Annotated in this window: 20 protein-coding genes; 17 read left to right on the top strand and 3 right to left on the bottom strand. The window is 35.9% G+C overall.

Annotated elements, in window-relative coordinates; translation table 11 throughout:
* Positions 1–42: 42 nt before the first annotated feature.
* From tsf to EW15_RS03930, 4 genes are all read left to right on the top strand, one after another.
* Positions 43–699: a translation elongation factor Ts gene (gene tsf / locus EW15_RS03915; RefSeq protein WP_038652172.1), complete on the top strand. Its 657-nt coding sequence runs from the start codon at positions 43–45 to the stop codon at positions 697–699.
* 2 nt (positions 700–701) lie between these two features.
* Entirely contained in the window at positions 702–1,901 is a 1,200-nt protein-coding gene (locus EW15_RS03920) for a hypothetical protein (protein ID WP_038652175.1), read from the top strand.
* Positions 1,874–4,414, top strand: coding sequence for an ATP-dependent DNA helicase RecG (gene recG, locus EW15_RS03925; RefSeq protein WP_038652177.1), 2,541 nt, complete (start codon positions 1,874–1,876; stop codon positions 4,412–4,414). Before EW15_RS03920 ends, recG begins: the two co-directional genes overlap by 28 nt.
* A 102-nt stretch (positions 4,415–4,516) precedes the next feature.
* Positions 4,517–5,275 carry a M15 family metallopeptidase gene (locus EW15_RS03930; protein WP_038652180.1) on the top strand — a complete coding sequence of 253 codons (759 nt, stop codon included), beginning with the start codon at positions 4,517–4,519 and terminating at the stop codon, positions 5,273–5,275.
* On the opposite strand, the gene EW15_RS03935 is transcribed toward EW15_RS03930, so the two are convergent.
* A complete protein-coding gene (locus tag EW15_RS03935; protein ID WP_038655151.1) occupies positions 5,212–7,017 on the bottom strand; it encodes an NADPH-dependent assimilatory sulfite reductase hemoprotein subunit in 1,806 nt (601 codons plus the stop codon). The genes EW15_RS03930 and EW15_RS03935 overlap by 64 nt on opposite strands.
* A 520-nt stretch (positions 7,018–7,537) precedes the next feature.
* On the opposite strand from EW15_RS03935, the gene glyS reads away from it, so the two are divergent.
* Positions 7,538–9,700, top strand: a complete 2,163-nt coding sequence (gene glyS, locus EW15_RS03940) for a glycine--tRNA ligase subunit beta (RefSeq protein WP_038652183.1) — start codon at positions 7,538–7,540, stop codon at positions 9,698–9,700.
* A gap of 24 nt (positions 9,701–9,724) precedes the next feature.
* Here the strand turns inward: glyS and chlP are convergent, their stop codons facing one another.
* On the bottom strand, positions 9,725–11,056 hold the full coding sequence (gene chlP / locus EW15_RS03945) for a geranylgeranyl reductase (protein ID WP_011293698.1): 1,332 nt from the start codon (positions 11,054–11,056) through the stop codon (positions 9,725–9,727).
* Positions 11,057–11,193: 137 nt separating this feature from the next.
* On the opposite strand from chlP, the gene EW15_RS03950 reads away from it, so the two are divergent.
* From EW15_RS03950 to ccsB, 7 genes are all read left to right on the top strand, one after another.
* A complete protein-coding gene (locus tag EW15_RS03950) occupies positions 11,194–11,904 on the top strand; it encodes a M15 family metallopeptidase (RefSeq protein ID WP_038652188.1) in 711 nt (236 codons plus the stop codon).
* A 131-nt stretch (positions 11,905–12,035) separates the two neighbouring features.
* Entirely contained in the window at positions 12,036–13,832 is a 1,797-nt protein-coding gene (gene typA / locus EW15_RS03955; RefSeq protein ID WP_038652191.1) for a translational GTPase TypA, read from the top strand.
* A gap of 5 nt (positions 13,833–13,837) precedes the next feature.
* A complete protein-coding gene (locus EW15_RS03960; protein ID WP_038652194.1) occupies positions 13,838–14,218 on the top strand; it encodes a DUF309 domain-containing protein in 381 nt (126 codons plus the stop codon).
* Positions 14,219–14,379: 161 nt separating this feature from the next.
* The gene (locus tag EW15_RS03965; RefSeq protein ID WP_038652197.1) at positions 14,380–15,936 is read left to right on the top strand and encodes a hypothetical protein; all 1,557 of its coding nucleotides are present in this window, start codon (positions 14,380–14,382) and stop codon (positions 15,934–15,936) included.
* 75 nt (positions 15,937–16,011) lie between these two features.
* Positions 16,012–16,737 carry an LPS export ABC transporter ATP-binding protein gene (gene lptB / locus EW15_RS03970; protein ID WP_038652200.1) on the top strand — a complete coding sequence of 242 codons (726 nt, stop codon included), beginning with the start codon at positions 16,012–16,014 and terminating at the stop codon, positions 16,735–16,737.
* Positions 16,738–16,743: 6 nt separating this feature from the next.
* Positions 16,744–17,931: an LptF/LptG family permease gene (locus EW15_RS03975; protein ID WP_038652203.1), complete on the top strand. Its 1,188-nt coding sequence runs from the start codon at positions 16,744–16,746 to the stop codon at positions 17,929–17,931.
* Between the two features lie 37 nt (positions 17,932–17,968).
* Complete coding sequence (ccsB, locus tag EW15_RS03980) at positions 17,969–18,916, top strand: c-type cytochrome biogenesis protein CcsB (protein WP_038652206.1); 948 nt, start codon at positions 17,969–17,971, stop codon at positions 18,914–18,916.
* 19 nt (positions 18,917–18,935) lie between these two features.
* Here the strand turns inward: ccsB and rpe are convergent, their stop codons facing one another.
* Positions 18,936–19,688, bottom strand: coding sequence for a ribulose-phosphate 3-epimerase (rpe, locus tag EW15_RS03985; protein ID WP_038652209.1), 753 nt, complete (start codon positions 19,686–19,688; stop codon positions 18,936–18,938).
* A 200-nt stretch (positions 19,689–19,888) separates the two neighbouring features.
* On the opposite strand from rpe, the gene glpX reads away from it, so the two are divergent.
* The 5 genes from glpX (at position 19,889) to pgl (ending at position 25,949) form a co-directional block, all read left to right on the top strand.
* A complete protein-coding gene (glpX, locus tag EW15_RS03990) occupies positions 19,889–20,893 on the top strand; it encodes a class II fructose-bisphosphatase (protein WP_038652212.1) in 1,005 nt (334 codons plus the stop codon).
* A 30-nt stretch (positions 20,894–20,923) separates the two neighbouring features.
* Positions 20,924–22,249 carry a glutamyl-tRNA reductase gene (locus EW15_RS03995; protein WP_038652215.1) on the top strand — a complete coding sequence of 442 codons (1,326 nt, stop codon included), beginning with the start codon at positions 20,924–20,926 and terminating at the stop codon, positions 22,247–22,249.
* 105 nt (positions 22,250–22,354) lie between these two features.
* Positions 22,355–23,650 (top strand): glucose-1-phosphate adenylyltransferase, encoded by a 1,296-nt coding sequence (locus EW15_RS04000; RefSeq protein WP_038652218.1) that lies wholly within the window; start codon positions 22,355–22,357, stop codon positions 23,648–23,650.
* Between the two features lie 158 nt (positions 23,651–23,808).
* Positions 23,809–25,227: an NADP-dependent phosphogluconate dehydrogenase gene (gene gndA / locus EW15_RS04005; protein ID WP_038652221.1), complete on the top strand. Its 1,419-nt coding sequence runs from the start codon at positions 23,809–23,811 to the stop codon at positions 25,225–25,227.
* A gap of 5 nt (positions 25,228–25,232) precedes the next feature.
* Complete coding sequence (pgl, locus tag EW15_RS04010; RefSeq protein WP_038652224.1) at positions 25,233–25,949, top strand: 6-phosphogluconolactonase; 717 nt, start codon at positions 25,233–25,235, stop codon at positions 25,947–25,949.
* The last annotated feature ends 7 nt before the right edge of the window (positions 25,950–25,956 follow it).

Raw genomic sequence — 25,956 nt, forward strand, 5'->3', positions numbered from 1 at the left:
AATAAATTCTTATTTACCTTTTTCTCACTACCCCAAAATAAAATGGCGGAAATAACAGCTAAACTTGTTAAAGAACTGCGAGATAAGACATCCGCAGGAATGATGGACTGTAAAAAAGCCCTTATCGAAAATAAGGGAGATATGGATAAGTCTATTGAGTGGTTAAGACAAAAAGGCATTGCCAGCGCTGAAAAGAAATCAAGTAGAGTTGCCGCTGAGGGTGCTGTAGGTAGTTATATTCATACAGGTTCTCGTGTAGGTGTTCTTCTGGAATTGAACTGCGAGACTGATTTTGTTGCTAGAGGTGATTTATTCCAAGGCCTTTTAAGAGACTTATCTATGCAAGTAGCCGCTTGTCCAAGTGTTGAATATGTAAGTGTCGATCAAATTCCAGAATCAATTGCCAACAAAGAGAAAGAAATAGAAATGGGAAGAGATGACCTCTCTGGTAAGCCTGATCAAATAAAAGCTAAAATCGTTGAAGGAAGAATAGGAAAGAGATTAAAAGAAATGGCTCTCTTAGAACAGCCTTTCATAAAAGATAGTTCAATAAATGTTGAAGAGTTGGTAAAACAAGTTGCTGGGAAAATTGGAGAAAATATAAGAGTTCGTAGATTTACTAGATATATACTTGGAGAGGGGATTGAGGTTAAAGGACCTGACTTTGCAGAAGAGGTCGCTTCTATGACTTCAATTTGATCTTGTCAAAAAAAAAGCATTTATTTGATTCTAATTTTGATCCTTTAGATCAAATAAGTCTTCTTAAAGAAAAATGTAATAATATATCTCCTCATTTATATAGGGTAAATTCTCTTTATCTCGAGGAGATAAGAAACTCCCTTCCTCAAACTATAAAAACGTCATTATTTTCTCTAATTACTGATAAGATTGGAGACGATTTTGGCTTGTCAACAGTTAGTTCAAGAAAAAGATTTCAGTTGGAAATTGATAAATTAGTATCAGATAATATCTCACTCATTACAATTGAACATTTAAATGAATTGGCTAAGAAAATTGATGAAGAAAATATTCTTAAATTAAATAATGCTAAAGACGAGATTTCTAATTCATCAAATATGAAAAATGATTCTGAAAGATCAGAATCATTTAAAGGTGCTAATTCAATAAATATAAGTTCTACTCCCCCATTGGAGCAATTATCAATTACTGAAGGATGGAATGGCGAATTAAAAGCTCCATATACAATTGATGATAAAGAACCTTATATGCAAAGTAAAATATCAGAAAATGATGATCCTTTTAACAATATAAATAATGAAAATAATTCATTAAAAGATGATGTTAAGAATTCTGATAGTTTTAAGTTGAGAAGTAAAGATATTGAAATTTTACAATCAATTTTTTCATTGACTGATGAATCTAATTTAAGCGACTTAGATTCAAAAATAGCAGATTCATATAATGATACTAACTCTTGCGAAGATTCGGAAAATAATCGGCTATTACCGCAATCACCAATTGGATTATATGAGTGGATGATTTCTATAGAGACAGCGTTGGCTAGAAGATTGCGTGACCTTTCTCATTCCATTAATACTGAGCTTTTAAAATCTGGCTTGGTAAATACACTTGTCCCCATTAATATTTTAGATGCTGCTTTATCAGGCCAATTGATTTCTTCTAAATCTATATCCAACATTCTTACTTTTAAATTACCTACGAATAATCCATTAGCTACTGGTGGTTTAGAAATTGATTGTTTGCTAATTACCCCTGAGGATATGGAATTTGATAATCCAAGACTTAGAAAAAATAGAACAAATATGAAACATTATCAAAATGTACTCTTAGGTATGATTAAACAACAACGTTACTGGCAAGGTCGCTCCGTAGCAGAAGAGATTAATAAAAAATGGTGGAAGGATACAACAAAAATATAACCAGCACTGATTCCGAATCTACTCCTGAAAGCAAATCAAGTGAACTAACGACTTGGATTCGATCTATGCAGCAAGCTTTAACAGTTGAGGTGGATCACGGTTTTACTAATATTCAAGGGAGAACAAATAAATTTTCTTATTTTGTAAGTGGATATTTATTAAGTGCTCCTTCTAAAGCTGTTAGGGAGTTTGATTTTTCTAGATTACAAGAGCTCGCTTTAGATTATAAAAAATATCCAACTATGTCTACAGACGATAGACGTAAATTAATAGTTCAGACCAGACAGGCTCTTCATAACCTTTGTAAATATAAGGAAGCCGAAGAGAAAATAGAGTCGAAAAAATTAAAAATAAGAAGATCTCAAGACTCTATTTTGCTTAAGAGGCGTTCTTCGGAAGACTCACTAAGTTTAGGGAGTGCGATTTCTGCTGTAAAAGGGGTTGGCGTTAAACAAGCTGAGAGATTGTCTGCATTAGGTCTTATTTTAATTCGTGATCTCATTAATTATTTTCCTCGCGATTATGTTGATTACTCTTCATTGAAAACGATAGATAGAACTCAAGCAGGTCAGAATGTAACGATTGTGGCAAAAGTTAGACGATGCAGTTCATTTAAAAGTCCTAAAAATCCAAATCTTTCCATTCTTGAGTTGTTCATAAAAGATAAGACAGGAGGAATGAAAGTTACTAGATTTTTTGCAGGTCGTCGGAGTAGCAGTATTGCGTATGTAAAATCTCAACAAAGTTTGTATCAAGTTGGTGCAACTGTTGCGGTAAGTGGGTTAGTTAAGGAAAGTAAATATGGCAAATCGTTAAATGATCCTTTAATTGAAATTATTGATAGCCCCAATGGTTATTTGAAATCTAGAACTATTGGTCAGATATTGCCTGTGTATTCTTTAACTGAAGGTATTACCGCTGATAAATTCAGAGATCTAATACAATCGATACTTTATTTGACAACTAATATTAAAGATCCATTGCCTAAAGAGGTATTAAATAGACTTGATTTACCTACTAGGAAAAAAGCATTTTTTCATATTCATAAGCCTGAGGATTCAAAAACTTTAGCTAAAGCAAAAAGAAGAATTGTATTTGATGAGTTTTTACTATTGCAGCTTAGTCTTCTTTTAAGACGTGATTTACATAAGAAATCTAATTCTCCTCAACTAAGTATTGAGCCAAATATTAATAGCCTTGTTGGGAAATTCCTGAGTATTCTACCCTTCTCTCTGACTAATGCTCAAAGAAGGGTTTTAAAGGAAATTGAATCAGACATAGTTAAAACAGAGCCAATGTCTCGACTATTACAAGGCGATGTTGGTAGTGGTAAAACTGTTATCGCTATTGCAGCACTTCTCACTGCAGTTCAATCAGGATGGCAGGGTGCTTTTATGGCGCCAACTGAGGTGCTCGCATCACAACACTTTCAAACACTAAGTAAATTGATTCCTCAACTTGAGTTAAATGTTGATCTTTTAACTGGTTCTACGCCAAAATCTCGTCGTAAACAAATACTTACTGATTTAGCAAATGGCTCTACAAAAATTCTTGTTGGAACTCATGCCTTATTTGAAGACCCAGTTGTCTTCGAACGACTTGGCCTTGTAGTTGTCGATGAGCAACATCGTTTCGGAGTTAAGCAGAGGAACAAATTATTGAACAAAGGCTTACAACCTCACTTGCTAACGATGACGGCTACACCCATTCCTAGAACCTTGTCACTTACTTTGTATGGCGATCTGGATGTTAGTCAATTAGATGAGCTTCCACCTGGTCGAACTCCTATTAATACTCAGCTTATATCACCAAAAGATAAAAATTATGCATATGATTTGATCAGGAATGAAATTAATAAAGGACGTCAAATTTATGTTGTTTTACCTTTAATTGAAGAATCTGAGAAACTAGAACTTAGTGCAGCTATTGACGTACATCATCAATTGTCTACTGAAATATTTTCAGAATTTAAAGTTGAATTACTTCATGGCAAAATGAAAAGTATAGAAAAGCAGAAGGTTATTCAGAATTTTATAAATAAAAAAAGCGATATTTTGGTATCTACTACGGTCATCGAAGTAGGTGTTGATGTTCCAAATGCTAGTGTAATGTTGATAGAAGATTCTGATCGTTTTGGTTTGGCTCAATTGCATCAACTAAGGGGTCGAGTAGGAAGGGGAGCATCCAAGTCATACTGTCTCTTGAGTCATCAAAACAAAAATAAACTATCTAGACAAAGATTGGACGTTCTTGTGAACTCTAATGACGGATTTGAAATTTCTGAAATTGATTTGCGTTTTCGTGGACCTGGACAAGTCTTAGGTACTAAACAATCAGGCTTACCTGACTTTGCTCTGGCATCATTAGCTGATGATGCTGATGTCCTAGAAATCGCCCGGAATGAAGCTCGAAGTATTTTAGATTCCGATCCTTTGCTTTCAAATAACTCAATGCTTCGTTTGTTAATCAAAGAGCAGTGGGAGAGACTAAAAATTGGTAATAAATTAAATTAACCTTTTGATTGGTTATTACTATTGATCTCAATCCTTTTGAAGGTAGACTTAAGAATAGATTTTTGTGCGAATGAAATTTTACCCTAATATTCAATACAAATCATGAATTTGCGACCTTGGAATAATATAAAAATAAATGAATGTAATGAGCCTTTAGTTTCTATCCCTCAATCCATTTTTCGACTAACACCTCATCCCTATATGTCGTTAGGTGCACCATATTCAACTGGAGTAGATCCATGGGTTTTACGACCCAGTGTTTTAAAAAGATTGATACGAGCACAACAATATCTTTTTGATAGTAGTCCTCATTTACAGTTGGCTTTGTTTGATGCATGGAGACCTATCTCTGTCCAGAAATTCATGTTCAATTACACTATTCAAAAAACTTGTAGATCTAAGGGGATACATATTGATGATGATATCTCAAATAATGGAGACATCATTGATGTGATTGAGGAGGTTGGACGTTTCTGGGCAAAACCTTCATCTAATCCTCTTACACCTCCTCCTCATAGTACTGGTGCTGCAATAGATTTGACTCTTGCTGATATGAGCGGAAATCCATTAGATCTTGGCGGGAAAATAGATTTTATTGGTGCTGAATCTAGTCCTGACTTTTATAAGAAAGCCAATTTAAGGATGCCTTGTTCAAAATATCAAGTTTTTCATAAAAGAAGATCTCTTTTGTTTTCAATTATGGAACAGGCTGGATTCGTTCAACACCCAAACGAATGGTGGCATTTTAGCTATGGAGATCAATTATGGTCTTGGCTAAGCAATCAAGGTAATCCTATCTATGGAGCTGCACTTGAAGTAAGTAAAGACATTACACTTTCAGAGCCAAGTTTAGTCACATGATCCCCAAGACTTGATGAGGTTCCAGTATCTTTCCAGCTAAGGAATAAAGGCTCTAATGTCTTTTCTAAGTCATCTATAGGCATTTTTTGTAGATATGGAGTCGCCAACCTTTTTAAATTAGTGCTGCCTCCAAGCCAAAGTTGGTATTGATTTAAACCACTACCAACAAGAGCTAATTCGGCCATATAAGGGCGAGCACATCCATTCGGACAACCTGTTACTCTAATTAGGACTGATTTATTGATGTCTAGAATTTTTAATTGATTGTTTATTCTCTCCAAGAGCTCAGGTAAGAATCTTTCTGCTTCTGTCATTGCTAGTCCACATAATGGAAGAGCTGGACAAGCCATGGCATGTCTGGCCAATCGGTCAGGAGTCTCCGGATGTATAAAACCAATATCAATGAGTGCCTTCTTTACACTGGCTTTTTGATAATTACCGATATTGCACAATAAAAGATCTTGGTTGGGAGTTAAACGCACATCTAATGCATATTTTTCAACTATATTTCTAAGCTCTTTCTTTACTCTTCCTGTAAGTCTACCTGACAACAAAGGTAGACCAACAAACCATAGCTTCTCAGATTGTTGATGCCAACCTAAATAATCTTCAAGTATTGTATCCCCTTCGTGCTTAAGGTTTTCAATTTGTCTCGTAAAATATTTAGTTGTTAACTGTTTCTTAAACCAATCCACGCCCATGTCGTGCAAAACGTATTTTAGTCTTGAATGTCTTCTTGTTTTTCTGTCTCCATAATCTCTTTGAAGAGCGAGTATAGATTGAACAAGTTCTAAGATATATTCTCCTTCTACATAGCCAATTGGATCTGCTATCCTCGCAAATGTAGTGTCCAAGTTGTGTGTTCTACCCATGCCTCCTCCTACATAGACATTACATCCTTCTAGAACTCCTTTTTTGTTTGTGAACGTCACTAAACCTATGTCATGAGTAAGAATGTCCACTGAGTTGTCTCCCGGGACTGTCGTTGCACATTTGAATTTTCTTGGTAGATAGGTTGCACCATATAAAGGCTCTTTTTCATCCCCACTAAAAACACCAGGCTTTAGTTGGAGCTTTCTATTTCTTTTAACTTCAGAAGAAGGCTTGATAGCATATTTGATCTCGCCATCAACCCATAAATCAATGTATGTTTTTTCTGCTTTTTTGGGCGATAAAACATCGGCAATATCATTAGCTAATTTTCTCGCGGCAGGATAGGAGCCTTTTTCGTAGGGGGCTGCAGGAGCCATTACATTTCTGTTGACGTCTCCACAGGCTGCAAGTGTAGATCCCATCGATTTGACTATTGTTCCTATTACTTCTTTAATATTTACTTTTTTTATTCCATGCATTTGGAAGCATTGGCGAGTGGTCGCTCTAAGCGTTTGATTCCCTAGTCGATCAGATAGCTCGTCTAATGCAACAAAGAGTGGACCAGGCACATAACCAGCTGGATTTCTTAGCCTCAGCATCATTTGCCAATCTTTACCTGTGCCCCCTCTTTTTCTATGCTCTCGATCGTCTTGTTGATAACTACCGTGAAATTTTAAAAGTTGTACTGCGTCGTTTGTAAAGTGATCGCTGTCATTTAATAACTCACTGTTTAGGGGTTCATTTAAATAATTACTATCGGCTTTAAATTGTTCAAATTTTGCCCGAGGTGAATTATTAGCTATGCAAGGTGATGGAACAGTTTGTTCTGTCTGTTCAATATTGGTACTTTCATTTTCATCAAAGTTCATCAAAGCTTCAATAGCTGCATTACTAAATCCAGCATCTTTTAAGTCTTTTTCTATGTTTTTTGGAGATTCTTTTGAATTACTATTTTTAATTGCCTCTAGTCTTATTCCCTTGGGCAAAGACTTGTTGATATGTTTTGCCTCTTCTTCCCTGAGCTTTTCATCGAATTTTTGTTGAATAGCTATTTCTGCTGAGCTTATGTTCTCTTCTGCTTCTTCTTTAGTGTTACCTATTTTTTTTACTACATCACATGTTCCAAAAGCATCCCTTAATTTTCCTCTTGGTACAGCAACCCTGAGGTAAAAACCCGATCTTCCAGGTATTTCTATGATCTTAGGCAATGGTACCTACAACGGTACCTACACTGTATCATTTTTCGTGTTGTTTAGTGCTTATTTGTTTAAATAAAGCTTTGGGTTATTAAAAGATCCATCCATTGAAGATTAAATTTTTTCTAGGACACAGAGTGTAGAACTAATTCAAATTTAGACCTACTCTTATTAGCAACGCAAGGAAATTTTTTTGTCTACCTACCTTTTAGAAATCGGCACTGAGGAACTACCAGCTGATTTGGCTGAATCTGTTATTTCCCAGCTTGAGCTAAATGTAAATAATGACTTGAATTCTTCTCAAATAAAATTTAGTGAAATAAGAGTAACTACTACACCCAGAAGAATTGCATTAACGATTAAAGGGATTGCTCCTTTTTCTGAAGACAATATTGCAGAACGAAAAGGTCCTTCTGTTTCTCAAGCTTTTCATGATGGAAAACCTACAAAAGCAGCTATTGGTTTTGCTAAAAGATATGATCTATCTCCTGATGAATTAGAGATTCGTCAAACGTCAAAGGGTTCATTCGTTTTTGCTAAATCAATTGAGAAAGGCAAGCCCGTTACTACTTTATTGTCTGACTATTTACCTAGATGGATCAGCAAGATTCAAGGAAGGAGGTTTATGAGATGGGGCAAAGGTGATTTTCGCTTTTCGAGACCTATTCGTTGGATTGTTTCTTTGCTTGATTCAGAAGTTCTACCTTTTAAAATTTCAGGGTGTGATCCAGAAATAAAAATAGGTAATATCTCAAGACCTCATAGGTTGCATGGAGCAAAATTAGAAATAAATAATGCGAAAACTTATTTTGATCAATTGCAAGAGGTTGGAGTCACAGTTGATAGGAATCGTCGCCTTTCCTGTATAAATGATTTAGTTCTTAAACACGAAATAGATAAAAAAGTTAAGTCAGATTTGACTGATCCCCTTTTAAATGAACTGACAGATTTAGTTGAGTCTCCTTTACTTGTGACTGGGTGTTTTGATGAATCTTTTCTCGATTTACCCCCTGAAGTTTTGTCCACTGTGATGAAGGTTCATCAAAGATACATCCCCTTATACAAAGTGAATGTTGAGTTTGATCCATTATCACTTGACTCTAGAAATACTTTGCTTCCTGTTTTTTTGTGTATTAGTAATGGATTACCTTCAGCAAAAGAGAAAATTATTAAAGGAAATGAAAAAGTGTTAAAGGCAAGATTTGCTGACGCCTCATTTTTTATAAAGTCAGATTTATTAATCAGTAGCTCTTCACGTATTGATAAGTTGAAAAATGTAACTTTTGCTGAAGGGTTAGGTTCTTTATATGAGCGTGTAAATCGAATTGAATGGCTTGTTAAATTATTAACTTTAAAACTTGAATTTGATCAAGAGGATATTCAAAAATCTGTAAAAGTTGCACATTTTTCTAAACATGATTTAGTTAGTAATATGGTTGATGAATTTCCAGAGTTGCAAGGAATTATTGGATCTAAATACTTACTTCACGAAGGAGAATTAAGAGATGTATGCCTTGGTGTTTTGGAACATTATAAACCTAAAGGAACTTCTGATTCGCTTCCTTCAAATAAACTTGGTAATGCGGTTTCATTAGCGGAACGTTTTGAATTGCTTATCAGCATTTATGCTAAGGGCGAAAGGCCTTCTGGCTCATCTGATCCATATGCCTTGAGAAGGGCTGCTAATGGAATTTTATTGATTTTATGGAATAAAGATTGGCAATTAAATATAAATAATATACTAAATGATTCACTTATTTATTGGCAGAATCTTTTCCCTTCTCTCTCTCTTGACATAAGTACTATTCTGTCCGAGTTGAAGGAATTCTTTCGTCAAAGAATTATTAGTTTATTAGAAGAGAAAGATGTTGACTTTGATATTATTCAGGCAGTTGCAGGAGATACTACTTCAACATCAAAATTATTGGATGATCCTACAGACGTCTATTTTCGAACTTCACTATTGATGGAAATGAGAAAAAATAATACACTTAATTTGTTGCAAGCTGTAGTGACTCGAGCCTCTAAGTTGGCAGCTAAAAGTACTATCTCCAAAGATATCATTGATCCTTTAGATTTTGTTGATAAGTCTCTATTTGAAAAGGATTGTGAAAGAGAAATGTTTGAGGTGTTGGAGAAATTAAAACCTCTAGCTGTAAATTGTGATCGTGATAAATATAAGTTGTTAGCTGATGGTCTAGTCTCAAGTACTGAAACTTTATCAAACTTTTTTGATGGAGAAGGAAGTGTAATGGTAATGACGGAGAATCTTAATCTACGAAATAACAGACTTAATCTATTGACGATACTTAGGAATCAATCTTTCAAGCTTGCTGATTTCAGCAAGCTTGGTTAATTACTTAGATTAATATTGGTATTATTATTTACTGGCTTTAATACCACCTTTGATTGAACTTACTGCTAACATTTTATTAACTTCTTTATCATCTCTGACTGCACTAGGTACTGGCTTATATGTGCTCGGTGCTAGTGCTTTCCCTCTTAAAACAGAACCAATTGTCAGTAAGGTAAGTTTTAATTGTTGAAGCGGCTTCATTGCAACTACAGTTTTGTAGAGATAACTATCAAATGTAAGTCTTTGAACATCCATGTCACCACACATCTCTACAAAGGCTTCTCTTGCTCCATCACTGGTGTAGAAAATTCTTTGGAGAATATCTAAAACTGTATATGTAATTCCATACTTTTTATCCCATTTTTTTAGATATTTTTTTAAATCATTTTCCGTAGGTATTATTTTTCCATTTTGACTTGATTCGACAATCTGCTCGGCACACATCCTTCCACTTTTGGCCGCAAAATAAATTCCTTCTCCTGAACTTTTGGTTACATAACCTGCCGCATCTCCGACTAGAGCCATTCTTCCAACAACTCTCCTTGGTCTGGGATGTTCAGGAATTGGATGAGCTTCTACTTTGATTACTTCTCCATTTACTAGTCTCTTCTTGGCTCTTTCTCTGACGCCAATTTGGAGGCTTTTTATTAAACCACCATTTTGTTTCATTGTTCCTGTTCCAGCTGCAACATGGTCATATTTTGGAAAGACCCAACCATAGAAATCTGGTGATACGTCTGTTCCGACATACATTTCGGCCCTATCTTCGTAATACTTCATTTCCTCTTTAGGAAGCTTTATCCTTTCTTGAATTGCTACTGCATAGTTGTAATCACCAGCATCCATTGCTTTTGCAACTCTGCTTGTTGCGCCATCGGCTCCAACAATTAAATCCACTTCAAGTTGCTTACCTTTCTCTTCAGATTTGTCGTTAAGGATTTCGGTGTAATGAAGTGTATAGGGACCTTGTTTGTTAGTACCAGTTTCTATTTTTGATACCAATCCATTTACTAATGTTGCGCCAAGTTCAGCGGCGCGATTTCTCATGAATGAATCCATCACCTCACGCCTCAACATACCTATATATTCTTTATCGCTTCCTGGATAGATATCATCCAAAATAATATCAACTTCTCTGTTTGATGGGGATATCATTTTCATGTTCCTGACTTTCCTATCAATAATTGATTCCGGAAGATCAAATTCAGAAACCATACACAATGGAATCGCTCCTCCACATGGTTTTGCGTTATCAAGCTTTCTCTCGAAAATCCAAGTTTTAATTCCTGCCTTAGCTAAAATTTCTGCAGCGCATGATCCACTTGGTCCACCGCCAATAACAGCAACTCTTAACATCTTTGGATGAAAAATTTAGTTCTTTATATATAAAACTTACATCGTTATCTAATAGAAAGTATAAAGATTAAAGATACTCGTTACTATCGAAACATCATTTTTGCGAATTCCAATTGTTTTGACCATAAGCAGATCGTATGAATTATCAAGATGACATCCCGCTGGCAAGAAGGATTAAATCCATAAAAACCATTACTAACAAGTCTTTTTTGCTTGTAGGACTTCTATTTCTTGGCCTTGGTATAACTGTTACGTTTTTAGCTAATAAATCATTTTTAAGCCAAAGAAAATCCTTAGATGATTCGATTAATTCCATTGAGACAAGTCAGAATAAAAGCTTGTTAGGCCATCTCCCCTATAAAGAGGCTTCTAAAAAAGATTTAATTCTTTTTTCTCCGGGTATTTATGTTCATAAAGATATCTATGAAAATTTTAAGGAAATGCAATTTATGGCTGCCCAAAGAGGGGTTTCTCTTCAACTATTAAGTGGTTATAGATCAATAAATTTGCAAAGGGATATTTTTTATGAAAATAAATCTATTAGAAATCAAACTGCTGTTGAGCGCTCAAGGGACTCAGCTCCTCCTGGTTATTCTGAACACAGCACAGGGTATGCAATCGATGTTGGTGATGGAAATTATCCAGATACTCATTTTGAGGTTGAATTTGAACAAACGCCAGCTTTTAAATGGATGAAGAGGTTTGCCTCTAAATATCATTTCGTTCTTTCTTTTCCACCCAACAACAAGCAGGGAGTAACTTATGAGCCTTGGCATTGGAGATTTGAGGGGACTGTTAATGCTTTGAGGGAATTTGACGCTGCTAATAAAATTATAAAATTCAAATAATCATGACTTAATTTTTTTACTTCGAATTTTATATTCGATATTTTGATTGGCATTTAAAAAAGCTAAATGAAGTCATCGTGAGATATTCTTTATGTTTCTATTAACCAAAAGAATTTTAATTTTCTTAAATTATGAGTTTTGATATACAAGCTATAAGGAATATCGCAATAATTGCTCACGTTGATCACGGTAAGACAACTTTGGTTGATGCTCTTTTAAATCAATCTGGCACTTTTCGAGATAACGAGGACGTCCCAACTTGTGCGTTGGATTCCAATGAATTGGAACGTGAAAGAGGGATAACAATTCTTTCGAAAAACACAGCTGTTACTTATAACGATACTCGGATAAACATTGTTGATACACCAGGTCATGCTGATTTTGGAGGAGAAGTCGAAAGGGTTTTGGGAATGGTGGATGGCTGTCTTCTAGTAGTTGATGCTAACGAGGGACCAATGCCACAAACTCGATTCGTTCTGAAGAAAGCTTTAGAGCAAGGCTTAAGACCTATTGTTTTTGTGAATAAAATTGATCGTGCAAGGGTAGAACCAGAAACCGCGGTAGACAAAGTTTTAGATCTGTTTTTGGAGTTAGGCGCTGATGATGATCAATGTGATTTTCCTTATTTATTTGGGAGTGGATTAGGAGGGTTTGCCAAGACTGAAGTGAAAAGTGAAAACGATAATATGAAACCTTTATTTGAGGCAATTATTAGACAAGTTCCTCCTCCAGTTGGCGATGTGAGTAAGCCTTTACAATTACAAGTCACGACCCTAGATTACTCAGATTTCTTAGGAACAATTATTATTGGAAGAGTACATAATGGTGTAATTAAAAACGGCCAAAGGACATGTTTGATAAAGGAAGACGGCAGTTTAAAAAAAGGAAGGATTAATAAATTATTAGGATTTAAGGGATTAAAAAGAATTGAAATTGAAGAAGCAAATGCTGGAGATATAGTTGCCTTGGCTGGCTTTGATGAAGTTTCTATTGGTGAAACTGTAGCCTGCCCTGATGAACCGAAACCTTTACCCCTAATTAAGGTAGATGAGCCAACCTTGCAGATGACTTTTGTTGTTAATGATTCTCCTTTTGCAGGAAAAGAGGGCAAGTTCGTAACCAGTCGGCAGTTGAAGGATCGTTTAAATAAAGAACTTCTAACGAATGTTGCTTTAAGAGTTGAAGATACGGATTCTCCTGACCGTTTTTCTGTTAGTGGAAGGGGAGAGTTACATCTAGGAATTCTTATAGAGACAATGAGAAGAGAGGGGTATGAATTTCAAGTTTCTCAACCACAAGTAATTTTCAGGACAATAGATGAAATTAAATGTGAACCTGTTGAAACGCTTGTCCTTGACGTCCCTGAAGCTTCTATTGGTGCTTGTATTGAGAGCCTTGGGGTAAGAAAAGGTGAAATGCAAAATATGGAAACTGGTACTGATCATCGAACTCAACTTGAGTTTGTTATTCCCTCAAGAGGCTTGATTGGATTTAGGGGTGAATTTATTCGTGCAACAAGAGGAGAAGGGATTATGAGTCATTCATTTTTTGAATACAGGCCATCTGTAGGAGATTTTGAGCAAAGGAGAAATGGAGTTCTTATTTCATTTGAAGAGGGTGTAGCTACCTTCTATTCCCTAAAGAATGCAGAAGACCGTGGACAATTTTTTATTACTCCTGGAGCCAAGGTTTATAAAGGAATGATTATTGGAGAAAACAAACGACCACAAGATCTTGAATTAAATATCTGTAGGGCTAAACAACTTACCAACATGCGATCAGCTGGTGCAGAGGAGCTAGATCAATTGCAATCCCCAATCGAAATGACATTAGAAAGAGCTCTTGAATACATTGGACCAGGAGAGATGTTGGAAGTTACTCCTGAATCTATAAGGCTTAGAAAAATTAAAGCAAAGAAAAATTTGTAAAGAGAATGAACACTATGGATAATGAAGATGATTTATTTATAAATGATCCTCGTTTTGAAATAGGAATGAAATTATTTAATTCTTGTCAGTGGTACAAATCCCATGATGTTTTTGAAGAGATATGGCATGAGACTGGTGGTGCTGAAAGGCAGTTGTTACAGGGAATATTGCAAGTGGCTGTTGCACAAGTTCATTTAGAAAATAGTAATATAAATGGGGCGACCATTCTTTACGGAGAGGCATTAGGTAGATTGAAAAAATTTCAATTATCTAATTTAGGATTAGATATTGAAGGACTTTCTAAATGTGTTTCAAAGAGATTGGAATTGCTACAAGTTGGTAAGGACCTAGCTTGTTCCTCCATTCCCGTTCTCAATTTCCTTTGAAAACTTTGTTAAGCCTCACACAGGTTTTTGGTTGAAAGAAAGATGATTTCATATTATTTTTCTTGTTATACTTTTTTGATTTTCTTCAATTTTAAGTACAGAATAAAAGTAAAATTTAGATTAATTCAAATTATATAAATCGACATTCTGGATAAATCACAATGGAATTTAGAAGAATCAATCAAATACAGTTATCGAATCATCGTTTTTATGAGATATTTTTACCTACTTTATTTATAATTATAGGTTTATTTGGTGCATTTAATCATGCTCTTTGGAGAGATGAAATGCAAGGATGGCTGGTGGCTTGGCAAAGTGATAACTTAATAGATTTATGGAAAAATAACGCTCCATCTGGACATCCAGTCCTATGGTCATTTCTAATTTACTTATCGAAAAATATTACTGGAACACCCATAAGTATGCAGCTTATGCATTGGTTTTTAGGCAGCTCTGCGATTGCAATTTTTTGGAGATTTAGTCCTTTTAATCTAATAACTAAAGCTTTATTTACTTTTGGATATTTTCCTTTTTGGGAATATTTCTTTGTGTGCCGTCATTATGTGATTGCAGAATTAATAATATTTATTTTTTGTTCTATTTATCATTTAAAAGAAAAAACTTACATACCATTTTCTTTATGTATTGGTCTTTTGGCTAATACACAAGCTTTGTCTTGGTCATTGTCATTTGCTATTGGAATGACTCTTGTATTGGATTGGTTTTTGAACCCAAATCAAAGAAAAAATTATAAAAGAAATAAAAGGTGGATTCTTGATTTTTCTTCTAGCATTGCTATTTCCTCAACATTATTGTGTTTTGGAGCCTTTAGTCTTCTCCAAGTAAGAGATTCAGTTAAGTTGCTTTCCTCTTTTATAGATATACGTCACTTTCTTCGAGTAATAGGACAGGTTTTTGGAGGATATATGCTTGTTATCCCTAATTCAAGTAGGTTTTTTGACTTGATTTTATGTGCGTTAATTACTTTGATTTTGATAGTAAGTACAATCACATTCATTAGATCTTATAGGCAAGCATTAATTTATTTTCTAAGTGGGATTCTATTTTTATTTCTGTTTAACTATTTTTTATTTTTGGGAGATGGATCAAGACATTATGGATATTATTTTCTATTGATTATTTCCTCATCATGGTTAGCCTTATCAAATCGAGACCAACAAATTAGGTCCTCTGATAATCAAAATTTATTCACTAAAGGTAATTTATTTTATTTCCCTAGATTACTTACTATTTGTTTGACCATACATATGGTTGTTGGGATTCATATGGTCATAAATGATTTTAGGTTACCGTATTCAAGTGGAAAGGAAACTGCTCAGTATATACAGACTAAGGGATGGCAGGACTCGCCAATATTTGCGACTAGAGATGTTGAGGTTGCGACAGTATCTGGGTACCTCAATAGGGAATTCTACGTACCTGAATTGAAAGGATTTGGTAGTTATGCTCAATGGGCTAATAGGGTTACGTTAGACAGAACTAAAACACTCGATGAAGTCCAGGTTTATTTAGATAAATTTCCTAAAGTTAATAAATTATTACTACTTTTAAGTAATCGATCATCTATTAAGAATTTGCAGCCAGGTGAATCACTTTATGTTGATAAAATTAGAGTTATTGCTGATTCTAAATTTGAGAATTCTTTTCATGATTCAGAGAAGTTCTACATATATTGGGTTGAGAGGATTGTTGATTAATCTTCTATAGTTTAAGTGTGATCTATTTTCAGATATTTTTCATGTATAAGCTTCTCCCACTTATGTTCTATTGAAATGACTCTACTTATTGAGAGTTTGGATTTAACCTTATCCAATAAAACAATTGTAAAAAACGTTGATTTAAATGTTAAACCTGGGGAAGTGGTTGGTCTTTTAGGACCAAATGGTGCGGGTAAAACTAGTACTTTTAATTTGATCATGGGCTTGATTAAGCCAAACAAAGGCAATATCTACTTGGAGGGGAATAGCATAAAAAAATTTTCGATGACAAAAAGAGTTCAATTAGGGATAGGTTATTTACCTCAAGAACCAAGTGTCTTTAGAAATCTTACAGTTATTGAGAATTTGGATATTGCTCTTTCTCAAGCTAAGTTATCAATTTCTTTGTTTAGGAAAAAACGTGAAGAATTGATTGAGGAATTTAATTTGGTCTCTTTCCTTGATCGCTTTGGCCATCAACTTTCCGGTGGAGAAAGACGCAGATGTGAAGTCGCTAGAGCTTTGGCTGTGGGACGTTTAGGTCCAAAATTTTTACTCTTAGACGAGCCTTTTGCAGGAGTTGATCCTATTGCTATAAATGATCTACAGAATTTAATTAGGAAATTAAAAAATAAGAATATAGGCATATTAATTACTGATCATAATGTTAGAGCAACTTTGGCTATAACCGAACGTTCTTATATTCTTAATCAAGGGGAAATACTTGCCGATGGAACGTCTGATCAATTAACAAAAAATCAAATTGTTAAAGATAGCTATCTGGGGAATTCATTCGATTAATTAGCTATGTTTAATAACCTATTATTATTCTCTAGATTTCAAAAATTAGTAGAAAGTAAATGGAAAATAATTCCATTATTAGATAGATGGATACTTTTTGAATTATTGCCGCCTTTATTTTTTTCAATAGCGGCTTTTACCGTCGTTTCTCTTTCAGTAGGAGTTATTTTTGATCTGATTAGAAAAATAGTTGAGATTGGTCTTCCTTTTTCTGTGGCTATTAAGATTCTATTGCTAAAGCTGCCAAGTTTTATTGTTATTTCTTTCCCTATGGCAATGTTACTTTCAACTTTGTTAGCCTATGGAAGTCTTAATGATAACAGTGAAATCAAGGCATTGAAAAGCATTGGTATATCTGTTTATAGGCTTATTTTTCCAGGATTGATATTGTCAATATTTATGTCATACATGACCTTCGTTTTTAATAATAATATTGTTCCTATTACAAATAAAAATGCTGAGATTATCTTATCTAATTCTCTAGGTAGATCTTTTGCAAATGAACAGGGCGAAGATATTATATTTTCAAAGAAAGGAGAAATTTTAGATCCATATTCAAGCTATAAAAAAAACGGAGTTACTCATCTATTTTATGCCTGGAAATTTATTGATGGGCAGATGTTGGATGTAACAGTAATTGATTTTTCAAAATTAGGTTTTACACAAATGCTTAAGGCGAAAAAAGGTATTTGGAATAGTGACAAAAACAATTGGGAGTTTTTTGAAGGAGATGTTTTGACACTTAGTCCTGATGGAAGTAATACAAGAACTAAATTCTTTAGTTTTTTATATCCATTAGGTACTGAACTTACGAATATTGCACGACTGCCAAAAGATGCAAATGATATGAACCTTGGAGAAGCGAATACTGCTATGAAGTTATACCAAAGTAGTGGCAATATTAAAGAAGCAAGAAGGATGAAAGTAAGAATTCAAGAAAAATTTACTTTGCCAATCGCTTGTTTAGTTTTTGCTTTAATTGGTTGTAGCTTTGGTGTGATGCAAAAAAGAGGCGTAGGGAGAAGTCAAAGTTTTGGCTTAAGTATTATTTTGATACTTATCTATTACATTTTGAGTTTTAGTTTTAGCTCTCTTGGAGTCAAAGGAATAATAAATCCTTTCTTTGCTGCTTGGTCTCCTGTCTTTTTGTCTATGTTAGGGGGAGGTTTTTTGTTAAAACAGGCCAGCAAATGATCTGGTCTTTCTAAATAATCTCTAGTAGCTTTTATTAATGGTTGATTTTTCGTTAAATAATTTTTCTTTTGACCCTGTTGTTTCCCTTGGGTTCGCAGCATTTCTTTTCTTGTTAGTAGCACTGCCGATTTCATTTTGGTCAGTTGCTGGTAGCAGTGATTCCTCGAAAGCCAGATTTTTAGTTGCAACTTCAAATCTTTTGCTAACTAGTCAATTGATGCTTAGATGGTGGCAATCTGGACATTTTCCAATTAGTAATCTCTATGAGTCACTTTGTTTTTTGACTTGGGGGTGTACGTTAGCTCAACTTTTTGTCGAAAGAGCGTGGAGGTCTCCAATTGTTTCTGCAGTTGCGACGCCTATGTCATTGCTTTCAATAGGTTTTGCGAGTTTTGTTTTGCCAGAGAATTTGCAATCTTCTGCTCCTTTAGTACCAGCTCTTCGTTCTAGTTGGCTAGTCATGCATGTGAGTGTAATTATGTGCTCTTACGCTGCATTACTAATAGGTTCAATTTTGTCTTTTGGTGTCTTTATAGTTGATGGAAAAAAGCAATTCAATATACGTAATAGCTCTTTTGGGTCTGGTTCGTTTAGGGAAAGTTCTGAGCTTTATCTTGAGAATAGAAATGAGAACTTAAGTTCAATACAACCAATTGAATTTACAAATGCTGAGCAACTTGATTCTTTAAGTTATAGGTCAATAACTGCAGGATTTTTGTTGCTCACAGTTGGTCTTATTAGTGGCGCTGTTTGGGCTAATGAAGCTTGGGGTAGTTGGTGGAGTTGGGATCCTAAAGAAACATGGGCTTTAATATGTTGGTTGGTTTACGCGGCTTATTTGCATACTAGGCTAACAAGAGGATGGCAAGGTAAAAAGCCTGCAATTCTTGCTATCGCAGGCTTTTTTGTTATTATTGTTTGCTATATCGGAGTAAACCTTCTTGGGGTTGGTTTACACAGTTATGGTTGGTTCTTCGATACATAGTAATTAATAACTAAGTTGATTATTTTTCAATAATTATCCCATTCTGTGCGTCATTTGCAACTCTTCTTAGGGCCTCACAACCTTCTTTAAGTGTTGGATAAGCAAACATTCCACTTCCTGCTATGAAACAGTTTGCTCCTGCAGCGCAGCATTGAGATAATGACCAATCTGCTTTTATTCCTCCATCAACTTCTATGTCTACGTTGTATCTATTTTCTAAAATTATTTTTCTTAATTGAGTGATTTTGTTCAACATTGTTGGAATATAAGCTTGACCACCAAAGCCAGGATTGACAGTCATTACTAGTACGTGGTCAACCATATCAAGCACATCTTTGACCATATCCATTGGAGTATGAGGATTAAGGGCAACCGAGGGAGATCCTCCTAGTTGGCGAATCTTGCCAAGAATTCGATGAAGGTGAACATTTGCTTCAGCATGAGCAATTACAACACCTGGCTCTCCGTTTGCTCCCTTGCTTGCTTCGACATATCCCTCAAGCATGGTTTCACAGTTGTATTGACTCACCATTAACTGAGTCTCGAATGGAACTTTGCAATACTTTCGGCATGCGGAAATCATTTCTGGACCAAAAGTGAGATTCGGAACAAAGTTCCCATCCATCACATCAAATTGAATTCTGTCTACACCCGCTAGTTCAAGATCCTTTACGCACTGGCCCATGTTTGCCCAGTCTGCTGGCAATACTGAAGGGATTATTTGAACAGGACGGTGTTCAGAAAAAATTGCTGATGAAATGGATTGGGTCATTGTTTTTTGTCTTATGGCAGAGATTCTATTAATTCATGGTCACAAGTTCTAGTGTGACCTTGCACTGATACAGTAATTATTGCTTATCAACAGATAATAAGTTTTTTGTGAGTACTTTTTTCTGAGCATTTTTCAATGCCCTCAATTACTTACAATATTATCTGCCTTAAGGCGTAAATTTCTTTACCTAGCTGCAAAAAGTGGATCGTACTCTCGTCCAAGAAATTCTTGAAGTAGTTGAGCAGGCTGCAATTGCTTCGGCTCAATTGACTGGTTTGGGTCAAAAAGATGAGGCTGATGCCGCAGCCGTAGAGGCAATGCGAAAGAGAATGGGAACGATTCAAATGCAAGGAAGAATCGTTATTGGAGAAGGAGAAAGAGATGAAGCTCCAATGCTTTATATAGGAGAAGAAGTTGGATCAGGAATAGGTCCTGGAGTTGATTTTGCTGTAGATCCTTGTGAGGGGACAAATTTATGTGCTAACAGTCAGCGTGGATCGATGGCTGTTTTAGCGGCGTCAGATAGGGGCGGATTATTTAACGCTCCAGATTTTTACATGAATAAATTAGCTGCTCCTCCAGCAGCTAAAGGACAAGTTGATATAAGAAAAACTCCCACAGAAAATATAAAAATCTTGAGTGACTGTCTTGGTATCGCAATTAGTGATTTAACTATTGTTGTTATGGATAGAGCTAGGCACAAAAATCTAGTTTCCGAAATCAGATCTACTGGTGCCAGGATTCAGCCTATTTCAGATGGAGATGTCCAAGCGGCAATTGCATGTGGCTTTGAGGGGACAGGTACTCATTGTTTAATGGGCATTGGGGCGGCTCCTGAAGGAGTTATTTCGGCAGCGGCTATGAGGGCACTTGGAGGTCATTTCCAAGGACAACTTGTTTATGATCCTGCAATAGCTCAAACATCAGAGTGGGCAGACTATACAAAGGAGGGAAATATAAAAAGATTGAATGAAATGGGCATTACTGATATTGACAAGATCTATGAGGCTAACGAACTTGCCTCAGGAGAAAATGTGGCTTTTGCTGGTAGTGGAATCACAGATGGATTACTTTTCGATGGAGTTAAATTTGAAAAAGATTGCACCAGAACTAGCAGTCTTGTGATTAGTACGCTTGATCAAACAGCAAGATTTACCAATACAGTTCACATCAAAGATGGTGCTCAAAGCATCTCTTTGAAGTGATAGTTAAGCAAATGAAGTAAGGGGCTATTTATGCATATTGCTGTCGTCGGTCTTAGCCATCGCACGGCCCCTGTCGAAGTGCGTGAAAAGCTAAGTATCCCAGAAGAACTAGTTGAAAGATCGTTTAATAATTTAAAGAAAATTGATCAAATATTAGAAGTTTCCATATTGAGCACATGTAACAGACTTGAAATTTATAGCTTAGTTAAAGACCCGCAATTGGGAATAGAAGCTATTAAATCTTTTCTTCTTGAATTCTCGGGCCTTGAGGATGAGATTCTTTCACCTCACATATTTAATTATGTCCAAGAGAAAGCAGTCTCTCATGTCATGAGGGTTTCTGCGGGTTTGGATAGTTTGGTCTTAGGAGAGGGACAGATTCTTTCTCAAGTAAAAAAAATGGTACGTCTTGGCCAAGATCATCAGAGTCTAGGTCCAATCTTGAATAGATTATTAACTCAGGCCGTAAGTACAGGCAAGCGCGTAAGAAGCGAGACAAATCTTGGAACGGGAGCAGTTTCTATTAGTTCTGCAGCTGTAGAACTAGCTCAATTGAAACTTGGCCAAGCGCACGGAAGAGATCAATTGATGACTTTAGAAACTGAAAAGGTCGCTGTTGTTGGGGCTGGGCGAATGAGTCGTTTGTTGCTTCAGCATCTCCAATCAAAAGGATGTTGTTCACTTACACTTCTAAATAGAACAAAAAAAAGGGCTGAGGACCTTTCAGCAGCGTTTCCCGATATTCAAATTGACTGTCAATTAATAGATGAGCTTGATAGTTGTCTCTCTCTGAGTACTCTTGTATTTACGAGTACAGCTGCTAATGAGCCAATTATTGATGCCGAAAAATTGATAAAGATCGACAGGAAGCCTTTACTTAGACTTATTGATATTGGAGTTCCGAGGAATATTTCTTCTGATGCAAAATCAGTTTCCGGAATTGAATCTCATGATGTCGATGATCTTCAAGAAGTTGTTTCAAGAAATCAAGAGGCAAGACAAAAGCTCGCCCTAGAAGCAGAAGGATTGATAGAGGAAGAGTGTCGTGTTTTTCTTGAATGGTGGGATAGCTTAGCGGCTGTTCCTACAATTAATTGCCTTAGATCTGGTTTGGAGTCAATCAGAAAAGAAGAACTTCAGAAGGCATTAAGCAGAATGGGACCTGATTTCTCTGCTAGAGAACGAAAAGTTGTTGAGGCATTAAGTAAGGGAATTATTAACAAAATACTTCATACTCCAGTAACAAAATTAAGAGCGCCTCAATCTAGGAATGATCGTAGAGATTCTCTTGATGTGATTGAAAAACTTTTTAATCTTGATGTTTCTAGTTCTTTAAACAAGCCCAAAAACAACTGATATTGTTATTTACTTTTGAAATTCTTACTACTTATCACTTTTTACTGGATTAATGAGCACTCTATCCAGTAGGTTTGCTCCGAATAGCCGATTAATAGTGCCTTCATGAAGAGAGTACTTGCCATCATTCTTGGCGGTGGAAAGGGATCACGCCTATATCCATTAACAAAAATGAGAGCAAAACCCGCCGTTCCATTAGCGGGTAAATATCGACTAATAGACATTCCTATAAGTAATTGCATAAATTCGGACATCAGTAAAATGTATGTTCTTACGCAATTCAATAGCGCTTCTCTTAACAGGCATATTGCACAGACTTATAATCTGAGCGGACCTTTTGGCCAGGGTTTCGTTGAGGTCTTAGCCGCTCAGCAAACACCTGAAACCCCCTCTTGGTTTGAGGGTACTGCTGATGCAGTAAGAAAATATCAATGGCTTTTTCAAGAGTGGGATGTTGATGAATATTTGATTCTCTCTGGAGATCAGCTTTATAGAATGGATTACAGCTTATTTGTTGAGCAGCATAGAAAAACAGGAGCTGATTTAACGGTTGCAGCTTTGCCCGTTGACTCGGCGCAAGCTGAAGCATTTGGTTTAATGCGTACTGATGAAACAGCCAATATTAAAGAATTTCGTGAGAAACCAACTGGTGATTCATTGAAAGCAATGGCTGTAGATACATCAAGGTTTGGATTGGAAGCAAATGAGGCAAAAGAAAAACCTTATTTGGCTTCTATGGGAATATATGTTTTTAGTCGTTCCACTCTTTTTGACTTATTAAATAAATTTCCTTCTTATACAGATTTTGGAAAAGAAATTATTCCTGAGGCTTTAGGTAGAGGTGACAAACTTAAAAGTTATGTTTTTAATGACTATTGGGAGGATATTGGAACTATTGGTGCATTCTTTGAATCAAATTTAGCATTAACTCAGCAGCCTACTCCTCCGTTTAGTTTTTATGATGAGAAGTTCCCTATTTATACCAGGCCTAGATATTTGCCCCCTTCTAAAATTGTAGATACACAAATAACTGATTCAATTGTTTCCGAGGGATCAATTCTTAAATCATGTAGTATTCATCATTGTGTGTTGGGAGTTAGGAGTCGTATTGAAAGTGACGTTGTTCTAAAAGAAACCCTTGTTATGGGATCTGATTTTTACGAATCTTACGAAGAGAGAATAGCGTTAAGAAATGGCGGTGGTATTCCCTTGGGCGTGGGACAGGGCACAACTGTTAAAAGAGCCATTCTCGATAAAAATGCTCGCATTGGTGACAATGTGAAGATAGTCAATAAAGACAATGTGGAAGAAGCTGATCGAGCAGATCAAGGTTTTTATATTCGTAATGGAATAGTTGTTATCGTCAAAAACGCCACAATTCCAGATGGAACTATTATTTAATTTTTATTTAATGTCTCAGCAATTTTATAAGCGTAGTTTTTAAGACTTTATTATCAAATATTTTTCAAAGAATTCTTCATTCCTGACATTGAGCTCTTTAATGCAGCGAAATTAATCCATAGTCGTCACACTAATTCAAGTAGAAATTTCTTAACTTAATGACCAAGGCACATTTTGGATTAGTCGGTCTTGGAGTAATGGGGGAGAACCTAGTACTTAATGCAGAGCGAAATGGTTTTTCTAGTGTGGTCTATAACCGTACTTATCAAAAAACAGAAGACTTTTTATTAGGTAGAGGTGTAAATAAATCAATTCAAGGAGCGAAGGATCTTCAAGAATTTGTATCAAAACTGGAACGTCCAAGAAGAGTATTAATGATGGTTAAAGCTGGAGCTGCTACTGATGCTGTCATTAATCAAATTTCACCTTTCCTCGAGGAGGGTGACTTGCTCATAGATGGAGGAAATGCCCAATTTATGGATACAGAAAGAAGAGTAAAAGAACTTGAGAGCAAGAGTTTTGGATATATCGGGATGGGAGTATCAGGTGGGGCGAAGGGCGCACTGGAAGGACCTAGTATGATGCCTGGTGGCACAAAGACTTCTTATGACGCTATAGAGAGCTTGTTAAACAAAATGGCTGCTCAGGTTGAAGATGGACCTTGTGTGACTTACATCGGCCCAGGGGGGTCAGGCCATTTTGTTAAGACCGTTCATAATGGAATTGAATATGGTATCGAGCAAATTTTGGCTGAGGCCTATGACTTGATGAAGAGAGTTTGTGGAATGAGTGGTGATGAGATGGCATCTGTTATGGGCTATTGGAATAAAACCGAAGAACTTTCCTCCTATCTCGTTGAAATCACAGAGGCTTGTTTACGCGTTAAAGATCCTGATGATAGTTCTGATCTGGTTGAAAAGATAATGGATAAAGCGGGTCAAAAAGGTACTGGTTTATGGACTGTCATTAGTGCATTAGAGCTTGGAGCTTCTGTTCCAACTATTTATGCCTCTTTAAACGGAAGGGTTATGAGTTCAATGAAAGATCAACGAAATTATGCAGAAACAATACTGAATGGGAACAAACCTTCTTTTGTTGATTTTGGAAAGCCTTCAGATGGCATGCCTCTCCTTATGGATGCCGTTGTATTGGCTACAATAGCTAGCTATGCCCAAGGTATGGATATTTTACGACTCGCTTCAGAAGAATATGATTACGATCTTGATATGCCCTCCATCGCTCAAATATGGAAAGGTGGTTGCATAATAAGGTCTACCCTTTTGAGTCGTATACAAGACGCATTTAAGAAAGATCCGAGCCTGATCAATTTAGTTATCGATAAATGGTTTGCAGATCAGGTAAACAATCGTCTCTCGGGCCTGACACAAGTCGTTTCTGCTGCTGTTAATGCTGGAATTCCAGTTCCATGTTTAAGTAGTACTCTTGATTATCTGAATAGCTTCAGAACATCTAGACTTCCTCAAAACCTTGTTCAAGCAATGAGAGACTGTTTTGGCTCTCATACATATGAGCGCGTAGACAAGGCTGGATCATTTCATACTGAGTGGATTGACTGATATCAATGACTAAATATGAAATTCAAGTTTCAGATGACAAAAGCGCTCTCGCTCTTGCCGCCTCTGACTTGATAACTCAGATCATTGAGTCAACACTGAAAAATAAAACAAGAGCTAAAATTGCTCTTTGTGGTGGTTCTACTCCCAATGCTGCTTATTCTTTGTTGGGTAAGAAAAATATCGATTGGATGAACGTTGATTTGTTTCTTGGAGATGAAAGATGGGTTGATAATAAATCAAAAGATAGTAATTGCTTTCTATTAAATAATTCATTGTTTAAAGAAGGTTACCCATCCCTAGATGCATCATTTTTTGCTGTTTCAACTGTTGAATTATCATCCCCAGACGAAAGCGCTGAAAATTACGAAACAATCTTGAAAAATAACCTGGCAGGGGATCCACCAAGGTTTGATTTGATTCTTTTGGGATTGGGAGATGACGGGCATACAGCCTCCCTCTTCCCTGGCTCTGATGCATTATTTGAAAGAGATAACTTAATAACTGCTGGCGAAGGTAAAGGTCACAAAAGAATTACTTTTACCAGTAAATTATTAAGTGCTGCAGATAATGTGGTCTTCCTAATCAGTGGATCTGCTAAACAAACGGCTCTTAAACGTCTACTTGATCCATCAGAATCATGGGAGCGAACCCCTGCAAAATTAGTTGCACCAGATTCTGAAATTATTGTCTTGACTGATAAAGATGCTTACCCATCTTTCTAGTTAGATT

Source organism: Prochlorococcus sp. MIT 0801, from assembly GCF_000757865.1.
Taxonomy (GTDB): domain Bacteria; phylum Cyanobacteriota; class Cyanobacteriia; order PCC-6307; family Cyanobiaceae; genus Prochlorococcus_B.

Excerpts from the sequence above, each read along its gene's own strand:
- EW15_RS03935 (WP_038655151.1), bottom strand. The coding sequence starts at position 7,017 with ATGAACTTTGATGAAAATGAAAGTACCAATATTGAACAGACAGAACAA.
- recG (WP_038652177.1), top strand. The coding sequence starts at position 1,874 with ATGGTGGAAGGATACAACAAAAATATAACCAGCACTGATTCCGAATCT.
- gndA (WP_038652221.1), top strand. The coding sequence starts at position 23,809 with ATGACCAAGGCACATTTTGGATTAGTCGGTCTTGGAGTAATGGGGGAG.
- EW15_RS03975 (WP_038652203.1), top strand. The coding sequence starts at position 16,744 with ATGTTTAATAACCTATTATTATTCTCTAGATTTCAAAAATTAGTAGAA.
- EW15_RS03930 (WP_038652180.1), top strand. The coding sequence starts at position 4,517 with ATGAATTTGCGACCTTGGAATAATATAAAAATAAATGAATGTAATGAG.
- chlP (WP_011293698.1), bottom strand. The coding sequence starts at position 11,056 with ATGTTAAGAGTTGCTGTTATTGGCGGTGGACCAAGTGGATCATGCGCT.
- EW15_RS04000 (WP_038652218.1), top strand. The coding sequence starts at position 22,355 with ATGAAGAGAGTACTTGCCATCATTCTTGGCGGTGGAAAGGGATCACGC.
- EW15_RS03965 (WP_038652197.1), top strand. The coding sequence starts at position 14,380 with ATGGAATTTAGAAGAATCAATCAAATACAGTTATCGAATCATCGTTTT.
- ccsB (WP_038652206.1), top strand. The coding sequence starts at position 17,969 with ATGGTTGATTTTTCGTTAAATAATTTTTCTTTTGACCCTGTTGTTTCC.
- rpe (WP_038652209.1), bottom strand. The coding sequence starts at position 19,688 with ATGACCCAATCCATTTCATCAGCAATTTTTTCTGAACACCGTCCTGTT.
- EW15_RS03950 (WP_038652188.1), top strand. The coding sequence starts at position 11,194 with ATGAATTATCAAGATGACATCCCGCTGGCAAGAAGGATTAAATCCATA.
- EW15_RS03960 (WP_038652194.1), top strand. The coding sequence starts at position 13,838 with ATGAACACTATGGATAATGAAGATGATTTATTTATAAATGATCCTCGT.
- EW15_RS03995 (WP_038652215.1), top strand. The coding sequence starts at position 20,924 with ATGCATATTGCTGTCGTCGGTCTTAGCCATCGCACGGCCCCTGTCGAA.
- lptB (WP_038652200.1), top strand. The coding sequence starts at position 16,012 with ATGACTCTACTTATTGAGAGTTTGGATTTAACCTTATCCAATAAAACA.
- pgl (WP_038652224.1), top strand. The coding sequence starts at position 25,233 with ATGACTAAATATGAAATTCAAGTTTCAGATGACAAAAGCGCTCTCGCT.
- tsf (WP_038652172.1), top strand. The coding sequence starts at position 43 with ATGGCGGAAATAACAGCTAAACTTGTTAAAGAACTGCGAGATAAGACA.
- typA (WP_038652191.1), top strand. The coding sequence starts at position 12,036 with ATGAGTTTTGATATACAAGCTATAAGGAATATCGCAATAATTGCTCAC.